The following is a 14,185-nucleotide window of genomic DNA, read 5'->3' on the forward strand; positions in this document are numbered from 1 at the left end:
GTAGCATATATGGGCTGAGTTACTCTGTCAACCAGCCCGCTCACCCGCAGGGGCACCCCTATTCTGGAGGGCATGTCGAAAACCTCGCCCGATAGCTCCACAACTCCCCTCAGAAGCGAGGACCCTCCGGTAACTACTACACGGGGCAAAAAATCGAGGGGGCCCTCTCTCTCGATTTCCCTTTTAATCAGATTTAAGATCTCCCTCACTCTAATTTCGATAATTCCCGCCAAAAAGGAAGTAAGCACTGCCTTGCTCTCTCCCCAGTTGTCTTTGATCTCAAAAAAGTCAGCCGGATCTATGTCTTCTTTGTCTACTCTTCCATGCTCTATCTTGACCCTCTCGGCCTCCTCCAGCGGGATGCGAAGGCCAATGGAAATATCGTTGGTAATATGGTTGCCCCCCACCGGAAGGCAGAAGGTATCTAAAAGGGCGTAGTTTCTAAAAATAGCTACATCTGTAGTTCCTCCTCCCATATCCAAAAGGATGGCCCCACTCTTTTCACTTTCGGTCAAGACGGCGTAGGAGGAGGCCAGGCTCTCCAGCACCAGGTCCGTAACTTCAATACCGGCGGTAGTGAAAGATTTGATTACATTCTTCAGAGCGGTTACAGAGCCGGTAATAATATTAGTCTCTACCTCCAGCCTGGTAGCCGACATCCCTACCGGATTAAGAATCCCTCTCTGTCCATCGACTACATAAGCCCGGGGAACAGTATGTATAACCTCCTGATCGTCAGGAAGATCTACTTTGGAGCATATGGAGATAGCCCTCCCCCGGTCCTGCTCGGTGATTTCATATCGAGGTGGTGAGATGGAAACGATACTGTGATTAACTCTAGAAGAAATATGGCCTCCGGTCACTCCTACATAGACAGAGTTGATAGAAAAGCCCGACATCTTCTCAGCTTTTTCTACCGCCTCGATAATGGACTCCGCCGATTTGGAGATATCTACTACTATCCCCTTCCTCAGGCCGTGAGACGGAGCTAATCCTACCCCCAGAATCTCCACCTCATCCTCAGGTCCTACCTGACCAATGAGCGCACAAACTTTAGTTGTTCCCAGATCAACTCCGGCGACCAAATCTTGCTTCATGCAACTCTAGCCCACTCCGCTGTTGCCTTTTTAACCCTCTTCCCCCTTTGGCTTCACCACCGGGTAGTCGTACACACTGACATCTATGTACTCCACATCTTGACCTTGATCCTTGATTTCTTTCAACAGGGCCAGGAGGACTCTGGTCTTCTCAGTAAGATCTCGGGCGTCCCCGAACTTAATTTTAATTCCTTCCCTGGTCACATAGAAGAAGCTGTTAGACCTAATTTCGGCAAATCCTATCTCTTTCTTTAGCTCATTGTCCAGAGCCTGCCACACCTCCAGACAGTCCTTAACTCCCTTGGAGACTACTACGTCCCCTGGCTCATAACCTGGCTCCTCATCGCTCCGGATAGCAAGAAGATCCGCATCTATCTCGGTACTAGAGACTTCTAGAACTCTCCTACTTTCATCCAGAAGATAATAGTAATTCTCTCCCCTAAGAACCGCCAGAGGAACCCTCTCCCTGATGTATACCTTGATGATCATTCCTCTGGCTTTTTCTGCCCCCACTTCTTTGATCCAGGGCAGTTTCAAAAGGGGTTTTCTGATATCGTTCAGATCAAAAAGTAAAATGTTCTTGTCCTCAAAGGGGCCGGAGATTCTTCTCAACTCCTGGTCACTGTAGTGCTGGTTACCATAAAATACCACGTCCCGGATATGGAAAAAGGGCGAATTGAGAAACCGGAACAGGGCTGCTGCAGAAAGGACAATCAGGGCCAAAAGGGAAATATAGGTTATGGTCCTGACAAGTCTCTCTCTTCTTTTCTTCTTTCTTCTTTCAGCAATCTTCCTTTCAATCCTTTTTACAGGCAACGATTTCCATCTCCAGATCCAGATCCAAACCGTGGATCTCTCGGACTTTCTTCTGGACCTCCTCTATTAGAATTTCAATATCATCGGAAGTGGCATTGGCAAAATTCTCAATGAAATTAGCGTGCTGGGGAGATATCCTGGCTCCGCCAATAGCAAGACCTTTGCATCCAGCCTGTTCGATGTATCGGGCTGCCGAACCCTGATGGGGATTGCGGAAAACACTCCCGGCCGTCCTCCTTCCTACAGGCTGCTTTTCTCGTCTTATCCTCCTGTACTCCTCCATCTCCCTCAGGATGTCTTCCTTCTCTCCCCTTTCCAACTTCAAAATGGCCTTACAGATGATCCCCTTCATGGGCAAACGACAAAAACGGTAGCCAAAGTGGAGGTCCTTGGCCGAGAAAGTTCGCATTTCTCCCTTCAGGGAACAGATCTCCACCTCCTGTACTACCTGGGCCATCTCCCTCCCGAAAGCTCCGGCATTGTTCTTGATGGCTCCCCCCACAGTGCCGGGAATGCCTGCGGCAAAAGAGAGTCCGGTCAAACTTCTCGCACTGGCCATCCGGGCCAGCCTGGGCAAACTGGCTCCTGCCCCAGCGGCAACCAGACTGCCCCTGATCGTTATCCTGTTGAAATGACCTCCTAGCTTCATAACCAGGCCGCGGTAACCCCTGCTGCTAAAAAGGAGATTGGTTCCGCAACCGAGAACGAAGGGCCTCACGCCAAAGGTTTTACCTATCTCCAGAAGAGAAAGAAGTTCTTCCTGGGACCTGACGATTACCACAAAATCGGCTGGTCCTCCTACTCCGAGGGAGGTATGTCCCGCCAGAAGTTCGTTCTCCATAAAGGCATCTATTTGGGCCGCAATCAGCTCTTGTCTTATTTGAAGTTTCAGTCCGGGAGAGAGCATAGCCGCCTGACCAGATCCTCAGCCACGGTCCAGATATCACCAGCGCCCATGGTCAGAATCAGATCTCCATCCTCTACGCTTTCCAGGAGATAGTCGACGATGGTTCTGGTTCTGGGAAGATAGGCTACCTGGGCCCGGGGAGAGAAGGAGAGGAGAGAATCCAGAATGGTCTTTCCACTCACACCAGGAACAGGATCTTCCCCGGCTCCATAAACATCGGTAATGATGGTAAGATCAGAGTCACCAAAAGACTGGCCGAAAGAGTTGGCCAACTTCTTAGTTCTGGAATACCGGTGGGGCTGAAAAACACTGACTACCCTCTTGAAGGCTCCGGTACGGGCAGCTGCCAGAGTGGCTCTGATCTCGGTAGGATGATGAGCATAATCATCCACCACCATGATTCCATTAGCCTTGCCCTTCAGCTCAAACCTCCTCTGAGCCCCACAGAAATTAGCCAGAATGGCCGAGACCCGCTCCAGGGGCAACTGCAAGTGGTTCGCTACACTGAGGGTAGCCAGGGCGTTATAGATATTATGTACTCCTGGTACATTCAGGGTGATCTGGCAGATGTCCTGTCCATCCAGGGTCACTCTAAACTTGCTGCCGAACTCAAAGAGAACGATGTCCTCCGCCCTTACCCTATTGCCATCTTGAAGACCATAGGTGATACATCTTCTACCCACTTCTCTTACTAAAGAACCAAGCGTTGGGCAGTCACCGCAGGCTACTACCAGCCCGTCATCCGGAAGAGAGACAATATATCTTCTGAAAAGTTCCCTGATTTCTTCGATATTCCGAAAATGATCCAGATGGTCCTCGTCTATGTTAGTAATGACCGCAATTTTGGGCCTCATATGGATCAGGGTGCCATCGCTTTCGTCTACCTCAGCCACAACTATCTCTCCGCTACCCCTCTTGGCATTGCTGCCTATCTCATTGAGCTCTCCACCAATCAGAATGGTGGGTTTCAGATCACAAAATTCGGCGATCAGGGAGATCATGGAAGTAGTGGTAGTCTTACCATGAGTTCCGGCTACCGCTATGCCAAAGGCCCGGTTGAGAATCCAGGCCAGGAGCTCGGCCCGTTTGATGACCGGAATTCCCCTTCCCCGAGCAGCCAGGAGCTCCGGATTATGGGGCGGAATGGCTGAGGAGATAATCACAATATCAACATCGTCCAGATTTTGGGCTTGATGACCTATGAATATCTTCGCCCCAAACTGTTCCAGTCTGGCCGTGTTGCGAGAAGCTTTCAGATCCGACCCCGCTACCCTGACTTTCATATCCACCAGGATACGAGCCAGGGCACTCATACCGGCGCCGCCTATTCCTATAAAGTAAGCAGAGTTAAAGTGGTCCAATTCTCTTCCCACGTCCACACCAGATATTTTGACCTTATTTTTGACCTTATTATAGAGGATGCAGGAAGAGCTGCCAAATGATCCAGTCGGCATGATCGTCCCAATATCGGTGGGAATTTTTGGTCATCCAACCTGAGCAAGACAAAATACCTGGTCAATGAAGGTGAATCATAGCTTCAATTATCATTGAAATGTTAGCTCCAGCAACGCCTCCACCATCCGCTCCCCAGCGTTCCCTGCTCCCATCTCCCTGGCTCTTTTCTGCATCTCCTCATACCCTCCTCGGCCCTCCATCAGCTCTCTGATCTTCTGGGCCAGTATCTCCCCTTTCAGATCTTTATCCAGAATCACCAGAGCTGCTCCTTTGTTGGCCAAAACTTCCGCATTCAACCTTTGATGGTCCTGAGTGGCATAAGGATAGGGTATGAGGATAGAGGGAAGTCCAAAAAAAGAAATCTCAGCCACGGTGGTGGCTCCTGATCTTGCTACTACCACATCGCAGGCCTGGTAGAAGAGATTCATCTCCTCCATATAAGGAAAGATGTGGTAAAGAGCACCGCCCTTTCTCTCTTTAATTATATCTAGTTCATTTTCCACCTCAGCAAAATGGCCTCTTCCAGTGATATGAAGCATCTGCAAATCGGATCTATCTCTTAACCTCTCATAGACCTTTAGTGCGGCTGCATTAATGGATCGTGCTCCCTGGCTTCCCCCCATAACGCCCACCGTGAACCGCCTCCGGTCAAGTCCCAGTTCTGTCCGGGCCTGGTCACGATCTGGACTTTTCTCTCTGAAGCGCACCGGATTGCCTGTACAGACCATTTTCCTGGCCTTCCTGAAGTAGGATCTGGACTCCTCAAAGCTGAGACACACCAGATCCACAAAGGGGGCGAGAATTTGGTTGGTCCGGCCAGGAACTACATTTTGCTCGTGGATGGCTGTCCTTTTTCTCTCCAGCAAAGCGCAAAGAAGGACCGGGGCTGAGACGTATCCTCCAAAGCCCATAACCAGATCCGGTTTCTCCTGCCGAATTATGAGACCAGATTTTATAAGAGCAACCATGAGCAGGAAACCGGAAAAGAACCATCTCAGAGAGGGACGACTGGAGAAAGATCTGACCTTAAGCAGGCGCAGAGGAAAGCCCCGGGGGGGAACTATCCTGGCCTCCATCCCTTGCTCAGAGCCAACGAGAACTACCTGAGCGTGATCATCTTTTTCTTTCAGAGCGTCGGCCAGAGCCAGAGCTGGATAGAGATGCCCTCCGGTTCCTCCGCTGGCTATGAGAATCTTCATGGGAATTTACTCCATAGACTGTCTTCCTGGAAGAAGGTCCCGTCCTCCGGGAAGAAAGCCCTGTCTCCTTGAAAGAAGACCCTCTCCTCCTGGAAGAAAGATACTTTTTCCTCCTGGCCCCGGGACGTTCTATAGCTACAATTGTCTTACTCTGACCCCGGCGCTGGCCGGAAACTTCCCTTAGTGGCGCAGTGGTGCCCTTCCGGGCAATATTTAGAAGTATGCCAATACTGGCCATGGTCACTACCAGAGAGGAACCACCAAAACTGATCAAGGGAAGGGGAATGCCGGTAACGGGGGCTAGACCCGTGGTAGCTCCGATGTTGATCAGGGCCTGGCTGGCGATGGAGGCGGTAAGGCCTACGGCCAGAAGCCGACCAAAGAGGTCTCTGGCTTTCAGGCTTATCTGTATACCCAGATAAACAAAAATTAGAAAGCCAATAACCAGACCTGCTGTACCCACCAGGCCCAACTCCTCTCCCACAATGGCAAATATGAAATCGGTATGGGCTGCCGGCAGGTAGCCAAACTTTTGTCGGCTCAGGCCAAGCCCGAGACCGGTAAGGTGACCTGATCCCAGAGCAATCAGGGATTGCTGGAGCTGGAACCCAGAGCCAGAAATATCGCCCGTCTTATCTAGAAAAGCTAAAATTCTCTGCAACCTGTAATCTGCAGACACTATGTAAGAGGCTACACCCATGCTCCAGAGTCCGGCTATGGCTAGTAAATGTCTCACCTTAACACCTACTACAAAAAAAATGGCAAAGAGAGAGATCCACATGACCACCACGGCTCCCAAATTGGGCTGAAGAAAAACCAAAAGAGAGACCAGCACAGCAGCCAGAATAATGGGGACAAGAACATGTTTAAGCTCGCCAATATGACGTTCCTTCTTAACCAGAATATCGGCCGCAAAGATCACCATAAATAGCTTGGCTATCTCTGAGGGTTGGATAGTTATAAGTCCCAGATCCAGCCAGCGCTGAGCTCCCCCCGCTCTTATTCCGGCACCGGGAATCAAAGTAAGAGAAAGAAGACCTATGCAGGCAAGGATCATAAAATAGGAAAAGAACTGATATCTCTGGTAGAAAAAACTGGAGAACAGAATCAGCGCTATCACTCCGATGACTCCGTGAGCCAGTTGCCTCTTGATCAAATAAAAAGTGTCTCCGGATAAGCTGCTGGCCACGACAGTGCTGGCACCGGATACCATGACCGTGCCGAAGATAAACATCACAATGGTCAATCCCAGAAGAAAATAGTATGCTCTTGGCGCTCGCCCTGGCCTATCCATCTGCTTTACCTCGGGTTCGGACCGCCTTCTTGAAGAGATCTCCTCTTTCTTCTATCTCCGGCTCAGCCATTTCTCAGATCAGCTCCATAAAAAAGATGACATAGCCTATGGCCACAAAAACGACGCAAATCATCCAGAACCGTATGATGACCTTAAACTCCGGCCAATCTAATAGTTCAAAATGATGATGGAGAGGCGCCATCTTAAAAACTCGCTTCTTAAACAGCTTATAAGAAACCACCTGAATGATCACTGAAGCTGCCTCCAACACCAGCAGCCCTCCTATGATGGGCAGAAGGAGTTCGATCTTTAGAAGTATGGCCGTAACCGCAATAATACCGCCCAGGGAAAGGGAACCCGTATCACCCATGAAGATGTTGGCTGGAGCGGAATTAAACCATAGAAAGCCAGTACTGGCCCCCACCACAGCAGCACTGAGAATAGCTATATCCTGAGCATAGCTTACCTCCATGTGTCTCCACTGCTGGAAAGCTATGATCATAAAGATACCCATAATTAGAGCGGTACTTCCAGCAGCCAGTCCGTCCAGACCGTCGGTCAGATTAAGAGCATTGGTGGTAGCAGCAAGTACCAGAAAAATAAAAGGGTAGTACAGAAAACCCAGATCAAGGGAGAGATTAGTAAGAGGTACGGAGATGGCCGTAGAAAGACCCAGAACTTCCACAGCCAGATACCCGAAGATGACTGAAATGACCAACTGGGAGATGAGTTTGGTTCTTGCTCTCAGGCCTAGAGCCCTCTCTCTACGAATGGAGATAATATCATCTCCCAGCCCCACCAGCCCACAAAGGGTATAGGCAAAGAGAGCCACAAGAGCTTCTTTGGAATAATGACCAAAGAGAAGGAAGGCAGTGGAAGAGGCGATGATCACTACCACCCCTCCCATGGTCGGAGTCCCGGACTTGACCATATGAGTTTTGGGGCCATCTATTCTTATCTTCTGCCCCATTCTCCTCCGGGTCTGGTATTTTATCCACAGAGGGGATAGAAAGAGTGAGAGCGCTCCGGCTACCAGAGCTGAAAATAGTATGCCTCCCATAATTTCGTTAGGCGATCCTTTCTAGAACTCGCTCCAGCCCTATAGCTCGAGAGGCCTTAATTAGAAGCACATCTCCTGAGCTCAATATCTTTTTTATCTCCTTTGCGGCATCTTCCAGACTGTCCACCAGCAAAGCCCGCTTTTGCTCCAGCCCGGCTTCCAGAGCGGCTTCATAGATATATTTAGACAGCTCCCCCATAGCAATCAGAAAATCTATCTTCTGCTCCACTACCTCTCGCCCTATCTCCCGGTGGTAGTAGACCGTTTTCTCTCCCAACTCCAGCATATCGCCCAGCAAAGCAATGGTCCTGGCCCTCTTGCCCATATGGCTAAGAGTCTTCAGAGCTGCCTTCATGGACATGGGGTTGGCATTATAGGCATCATTGATAATCCGGATACCATCTACCCTGACCATCTCCATCCTCATATCCGAGAGCTGTGCCCCCTGCAACCCCCCCTTTATCTCCTCCATGGAAACACCCAGCTCATCCGCCAGAGCGGCAGCCGCCAGGGCATTGGCCACATTATGCTCTCCCATAACCTGTAGCTTCACTAGCGTCCTTCTATCTCCACTTACCAGTTGGAAACTGGGCCTGGCCTCTGCATCCAGCTTTATATCCGTAGCTCGCACTTCCGCCTCGGAATCCATTCCATAACTGACTACCCGGCCCCTGGCCTTGTCCGCCATAGAGGGGAACCAGCGGTCATCCCGATTAAGAACCACCAGACCTGTTTCCGGTATGGCCTCTACCAGCTCCCCCTCGGCTCTGGCTATCCTGTCCTCCGAACCCAGAGTCTCCAGATGCACTGGCCCAATCCTGGTCACTATGCCCATATCTGGTCTGAGAATCTCACACAGTTGGGCGATCTGTCCCTCCCCTCTCATGCCCAGCTCCGCTATAAGGATCTCGTCCTGAGAATCAGCACCCAGAATAGTCAGAGGCAGCCCCACTTCGTTATTGTAGCTTTTGGGGGTAGCCCAAACCTTGAACCTTTTAGCCAGAATCGATTTGAGAAAATCCTTGGTAGAGGTTTTGCCAGTACTCCCCGTAAGGCCTATAGTCCGGTAGCTGGATCGATTCCTTACCTCCCGGGCCAGAGCCTGAAGAGCTGCCAGACAATCCCTCACCTGGATAATAGCCAGATCACCCTTTTGACTCCTGGTACTGCTGATGTTGCTCTGCGCAGCAGACTCATCCCCGGGCACCCCCTTCTGTCCGCTGGACAACTCAGCATAAGAGCGGGAGGTCAAAAACCCCATCGCGCCTCTGGATACGGCCTCCCAGATAAAATCGTGTCCGTCAAACCGCTCTCCCCGGAGGGAAACGTAAAGATCCCCTGGCTGCAAGGTTCTGGAATCCGTAGAAATGCTAAGGATGAGCTGTGAGAGATCTCCCCTTAATACTCTTCCTTCTGTTATCCGGGCCAGATCTTCCAACTTGATAGGAATCATAGGCTTTCGGCCAGAACTCTTTGGGCCACCTCCCGGTCGTCAAACTCAATCTCATAGCCAGCAAACTCCTGCACCCTTTCATGTCCCTTGCCGGCAATCAGGACAAAATCCCCCGCTCTGGCCATACCTATAGCCCTTCTGATAGCCTCCTCCCGATCTTCAACCACCAGGTACCTGTCCCGACCTGGGGTAGCCCTAATGCCCTTTTCTATCTCTTCGATGATCTTAAGAGGGCCCTCGGATCGGGGATTATCAGAGGTAATAATGGTAAAATCGGAAAGTTCACCGGATGCCGAGCCCATAAGAGATCGCTTTCCCCTATCCCGATCTCCGCCGCATCCAAAAACAGTGATCAGGCGGCCCTGAGTTATCCTTCGAGCAGCCCGGATGGCATTCTCCAGCCCGTGAGGAGTGTGAGCATAGTCCACTACAACCGTAAATCTTTGACCCAGATCAATGCGCTGGAACCGTCCCGGAATCTCGGTCACTGACTCAATCCCCGCTTTTATCCTGTCCAAGGAAATGCCTGCCCAATGACCTGCTCCCGCAGCGGCCAGAATATTGTAGATATTAAAAGCTCCACTCAAGGAAGTTTTTATCTCTATTTCCTCTCCGCCGATATTTAGAACAAAGCAGGTTCCCTTTTCTGTGATGACTGCCTGCCTGGCCCTTATGTCTGCAGCATGCTCAAAAGAGAAGGTAAGAGTTGGGAGATGGGTGTCGCGGACAAGCTGACGACCGTGTTCATCATCTATGTTGATCACCGCGTTCCTGGCGGTGAAAAATTGGCCATCTTTGTCCACAAAAAGCGATCTTTTGACCGCGAAATAGTGCTCCATAGTACCATGAAAGTCAAGATGGTCCTGGCTCAGATTAGTAAAAACCACGGTCTCGAAAGAGAGGAAATCCACCCGCCGAAGCGCTATGGCATGGGAGGAGACCTCCATCACGCAGAAATCTACTCCTCTTGTGGACATATGGTCCAGAAATTGGTTAAGAGTCAGGGATTCCGGGGTTGTCCTTGATCCCGGAAATTCCACATCATCAATGCGGTAGGTCACCGTGCCAAAGAGAGCAGTCCTATAACCACCGGATCGCAGCACAGCCTCGGAGAGAAAGGAACTAGTGGTCTTGCCGTTGGTACCAGTGATGCCCACCACTCTTACTCTATGCGAAGGATGGTCGTAAAACTGGCATGACACCCGGGCCAAGGCCCGTCTGGTATCTGGCACAGCTATCTGGGTAATTTCCTTAAGTCCTTCCTGCCAGCTCTGTACCAGGACAGCCCTTGCCCCTTTGGATACAGCTTCCGGCACAAAGCTATGGCCGTCCTGTCGGAAACCCCTGATGGCCACAAAAAGATGGCCCGGTAACACCTCCTGGGAGCTGAAGGAAATACCGGAGATATCTACAGTTGTAGGACCCTCGATTTTGGTAATTATCAAGTCTTTGATCAGTCCGTCCAGCCTCATCTCTCTGCCTCAAAAGCCAATTTCTTCAGCTTCAATAAGACCATTCTAGCATAGGTGATACGCTTATTTTCATTGTCCAACATATCAACCAAGCGGTTAGAGATCTCTCAGATACCCTCTTCCTTTTCCAGGCGCGGTTGAGATATAGTCAAAGGAAACCTTCTAAATTGCCCTAAGATCTTGCTTTTTCAGAGATCCTCACTCTTTGGTGGCAGCCTCAGGTGTCGAAGGGTAAATTCCATGATCTCCTTGAAAAGAGGGGCTGAGACAGTACCTCCCCAAACATCTCCAGCAGAAGAAGAGGGTTCATCTATAACTACCACTATGGCTGCCTGAGGATTGCTGGCCGGAGCAAAACCGACAAAGGAGACGATGCTTCTGTCCTCATCATAACCCAACCCGTCGGAATCAACTTTCTGGGCCGTCCCTGTCTTTCCAACTACCTCATATCCAGCAATTTCAGCTCTGGTTCCGGTCCCATTTTTTACTGCTTCCCTCAGCATGACTGTAATCTGCCGGGCTGTATCTTCAGAGACCACCCTGACTCCTTGTTTTCCCTCTCCAGGCCTGGAGATCCGACCATCCGGGTAAACAATGCGATCGACTAGATAGGGCCTTATCAGAATGCCCCCATTAGCAAATACGGTGTGGGCCATCAAAAGTTGCAGAGGGGTGACGGATATTCCCTGACCAAAGGAAATGGTTGCTTTAGTCGACCTGGACCAATTCTTCACTTCAGGCAAAATGCCCCTCTCCTCGCCGGGCAAATCTATGCCTGTCCTCTCCCCCAAGCCGAACTTCCTCAGATAATTATAAAGCTGCTGATCCTCCAGCACTCTCGCCACCAGAACAGCTCCTACATTAGCGGAGTGGGCCAGAATCTGGGTTACTGTATAGTCTATTTCCTGGTTGCGATGGGGCTCCTTGATAACTTCATCCGCCACTTTAATAGTAGGAGGAAGATGAAAATATTGCCGGGGACCCACCAAACCCTCTTCCAGGGCAGCGGCTATGATTACGGACTTAAAAGTAGATCCCGGTTCGTAGACCAAAGAAGTAGCCAGATTTCTCATCATGTCTTGGGAGACGTCATAAAACTTATTCAGATCGAAAGTGGGATAACTGCTCATAGCCAGTATCTCTCCGCTATGCGGGCGTATCACGATGACTGTGCCCCTTTTGGCTCGATACGCCTCCACTACCTCTTTCAGCTTCTGATCAGAGAAAAACTGGATGTTCTTGTCCAGAGTGAGGTAGATATCACCACCATTGACGGGATGTTCCCTGGTCGTATAGGTCCCCGGGATAAGCCCTCCATGGGAATCCCTTTCAGCTACCACTACTCCGTCTTTTCCATGAAGGACATTTTCATACTGGAACTCCAGACCACTCAGTCCCTCATTATCCACCCCTACAAAGCCCAAGGTCTGGGCAGCAAGCTGAGCATGGGGGTAGAATCTTTTGCTTTCCTTCGTAAATAATACGCCATCCATATCCAGCTCCTGGACTCTTTGGGCCAGTTCTGGTGAAACCTTGCGAGCCAGAAAGACAAATCCAGTATCCGGTTGAGTCAACTTCTTTTTGAGCTCCTCCTTATCTTTGTCCAGAATAGCCGATAATTCTTCCGCCACCGACCCGGGATCCTTAACAAAAAAGGGATTAGCAAATATGGTTACTTCCTGAGTACTCACAGCTAACTGATTGCCATCTCGGTCAAAGATGGTACCTCTCTCGGCCAGAAAGGAGTAACTATTGAGATACTGAGTCTGGGCCAGATCCTTAAAGCTCTGGGCTGAGATAACCTGGATAAAAACCAATCTATAGATAACCACGACAAAGCCGGCTATGAAAAGGAAAAGTAGGGCAAGAATTCTTGCTCTACTTTTCTCCATCTGCTTTTTCCTCATCGCTCGACTCTCTTCTTTTTTTTCTTTGTTCCAGTCTCCTATTTCACGGAGTCAAGTTTGCAACAAGAGGTGGGACAGAGCTCATGGGGAAAAGAGAAAGAGAGTCATTCTAATATTGCTAATCACAAGGGAGTCTATGGTACCCAGGGTCAATCCCTTTTGCTCCTCAAAACCCAGGACTGCTTCCACAAAAGGCTTCTCCTTGACCTCCTCTATTTTGCCTTTACCCTGATTTTCCACAGAGAGGTATTTTACCTCATCGGGCATAACCATTCCCAGCTTGTCTTTAGCTATAGTGATGATTCTCTGAGGCGATTTTAGCTCAGCCAGCTCCAGGCTCAGTCGGGTATTCTCATCCTGCACCCTGGATATTTCATTTTTGAGAGAATTCAGACGCAGTCCATTCTCCATGATCTGAGCCTGGAGAGCTACGTGGGCTAAGGCCAGGAAGCCTAAATATACCGTGGTGAGCACAAAGATGCCAAAGAAATAACCTCGGGTTGGCTTCTTGTGGGTCTCTCTATCTACACCACCTTTAACCAGACGTAGCCCTGGCTCCTCAATTCTCCGCTTCTTGGTCTTCAATTTTTGGGCTACTGAAGCCATCCATCATCACCCTTGTATCTTTTCTACAGCCCTTAACCTGGCGCTGGAACTTCTGGGATTCCTGGACCTTTCTTCTAGGGAAGGTGTCACAGGCTTTTTGGTCAGAATCTTTGCCTTTTTCACTCCCCCGCATTGACACTGGGGAAGCTCTTTGGGACAGATACACTCCTCTGCTAACTCCCTGAAAATGCGCTTGACTATTCTATCCTCCAGGGAATGATAGGAGATAACGACCAGACGTCCTCCTTTCCGCAGATGCTCAAAAGATCCCCTCAGGCCGGCTTCCAGGGAATTCAGTTCGTCATTTACCGCTATCCTCAGAGCCTGGAAGATGCGTTTGGCCGGGTGGCCTCTTCTTCGCTTGCTCCGCGGAATAGCTCGCTCTACTATTTTCACCAGGTCTGTGGTAGTAACCACAGGATCTCTGACCCTCTCCTGAACAATGAAGTGAGCAATCCTTTTAGCCCATCGCTCTTCCCCGTATTTTCGGAATATGTCCGCCAGAGAGTTCTCTGAATAGCCATTGACAATATCATAGGCCGTCAGAGGAGTAGAGCGGTCCATCCTCATATCTAGCCTCTCCTCCCTCAGATAGCTAAATCCCCTTCCAGGACTTTCTATCTGGAGGGAGGAGAGACCGAGGTCGAAGAGGGAGCCATCCACGGCTTCGACGCCCAGCCTGGTAAAGATAGAATCTACGTTTTTAAAGTTCTCCTGGACCAGGACGAAGTTGCCCTCATATTGTTGTAATTGCTCCCTGGCGGCTTCCAGGGCCACCTGGTCCCGGTCTATCCCCACTAGCCTGCCGCCCGGAACGATCTCCTCCCAAATCGCCCGCGCGTGGCCTCCGCTGCCGCCAGTCTAATCAACAATCAGGTCTCCCTTCCTGGCATCCAGGTAAAAGAGCACCTGATCTACC

The 14,185-nt window shown here is 50.2% G+C and carries 11 protein-coding genes and 1 pseudogene; all 12 read right to left on the minus strand.

Features of this window, described 5'->3' with window-relative positions; translation table 11 throughout:
- Nucleotides 1-1,097, minus strand: a 1,097-nt coding sequence (ftsA, locus tag HW443_RS05740; RefSeq protein WP_176237977.1) for a cell division protein FtsA, incomplete at its 3' end; no start/stop codon positions are given.
- A gap of 30 nt (nucleotides 1,098-1,127) precedes the next feature.
- Nucleotides 1,128-1,913 carry a cell division protein FtsQ/DivIB gene (locus tag HW443_RS05745; protein ID WP_176231259.1) on the minus strand — a complete coding sequence of 262 codons (786 nt, stop codon included), beginning with the start codon at nucleotides 1,911-1,913 and terminating at the stop codon, nucleotides 1,128-1,130.
- A complete protein-coding gene (murB, locus tag HW443_RS05750) occupies nucleotides 1,894-2,820 on the minus strand; it encodes a UDP-N-acetylmuramate dehydrogenase (protein ID WP_176235532.1) in 927 nt (308 codons plus the stop codon). The genes HW443_RS05745 and murB overlap by 20 nt, the downstream gene beginning before the upstream one ends.
- On the minus strand, nucleotides 2,802-4,274 hold the full coding sequence (gene murC, locus HW443_RS05755; protein WP_176231257.1) for a UDP-N-acetylmuramate--L-alanine ligase: 1,473 nt from the start codon (nucleotides 4,272-4,274) through the stop codon (nucleotides 2,802-2,804). The genes murB and murC overlap by 19 nt, the downstream gene beginning before the upstream one ends.
- A 90-nt stretch (nucleotides 4,275-4,364) precedes the next feature.
- Nucleotides 4,365-5,474 carry an undecaprenyldiphospho-muramoylpentapeptide beta-N-acetylglucosaminyltransferase gene (murG, locus tag HW443_RS05760; RefSeq protein WP_176231256.1) on the minus strand — a complete coding sequence of 370 codons (1,110 nt, stop codon included), beginning with the start codon at nucleotides 5,472-5,474 and terminating at the stop codon, nucleotides 4,365-4,367.
- On the minus strand, nucleotides 5,389-6,768 hold the full coding sequence (gene ftsW / locus HW443_RS05765; protein ID WP_176231255.1) for a putative lipid II flippase FtsW: 1,380 nt from the start codon (nucleotides 6,766-6,768) through the stop codon (nucleotides 5,389-5,391). Before ftsW ends, murG begins: the two co-directional genes overlap by 86 nt.
- A gap of 73 nt (nucleotides 6,769-6,841) precedes the next feature.
- Nucleotides 6,842-7,828: a phospho-N-acetylmuramoyl-pentapeptide-transferase gene (gene mraY, locus HW443_RS05770; RefSeq protein ID WP_176231254.1), complete on the minus strand. Its 987-nt coding sequence runs from the start codon at nucleotides 7,826-7,828 to the stop codon at nucleotides 6,842-6,844.
- A 7-nt stretch (nucleotides 7,829-7,835) separates the two neighbouring features.
- Nucleotides 7,836-9,281, minus strand: coding sequence for a UDP-N-acetylmuramoyl-tripeptide--D-alanyl-D-alanine ligase (locus tag HW443_RS05775; protein ID WP_176235531.1), 1,446 nt, complete (start codon nucleotides 9,279-9,281; stop codon nucleotides 7,836-7,838).
- Nucleotides 9,278-10,753: a UDP-N-acetylmuramoyl-L-alanyl-D-glutamate--2,6-diaminopimelate ligase gene (locus HW443_RS05780; RefSeq protein ID WP_176231531.1), complete on the minus strand. Its 1,476-nt coding sequence runs from the start codon at nucleotides 10,751-10,753 to the stop codon at nucleotides 9,278-9,280. The genes HW443_RS05775 and HW443_RS05780 overlap by 4 nt, the downstream gene beginning before the upstream one ends.
- A 188-nt stretch (nucleotides 10,754-10,941) precedes the next feature.
- The gene (locus HW443_RS05785) at nucleotides 10,942-12,645 is read right to left on the minus strand and encodes a peptidoglycan D,D-transpeptidase FtsI family protein (protein WP_219857070.1); all 1,704 of its coding nucleotides are present in this window, start codon (nucleotides 12,643-12,645) and stop codon (nucleotides 10,942-10,944) included.
- A 96-nt stretch (nucleotides 12,646-12,741) separates the two neighbouring features.
- Nucleotides 12,742-13,266, minus strand: a complete 525-nt coding sequence (locus HW443_RS05790) for a septum formation initiator family protein (protein ID WP_176225951.1) — start codon at nucleotides 13,264-13,266, stop codon at nucleotides 12,742-12,744.
- A gap of 6 nt (nucleotides 13,267-13,272) precedes the next feature.
- Nucleotides 13,273-14,115 (minus strand): annotated as a pseudogene (gene rsmH, locus HW443_RS05795) (16S rRNA (cytosine(1402)-N(4))-methyltransferase RsmH); the annotation flags it as partial.
- Nucleotides 14,116-14,185 lie beyond the last annotated feature (70 nt).

This window comes from Candidatus Hakubella thermalkaliphila (genome assembly GCF_013281975.1).
GTDB lineage: Bacteria > Actinomycetota > Humimicrobiia > Hakubellales > Hakubellaceae > Hakubella > Hakubella thermalkaliphila.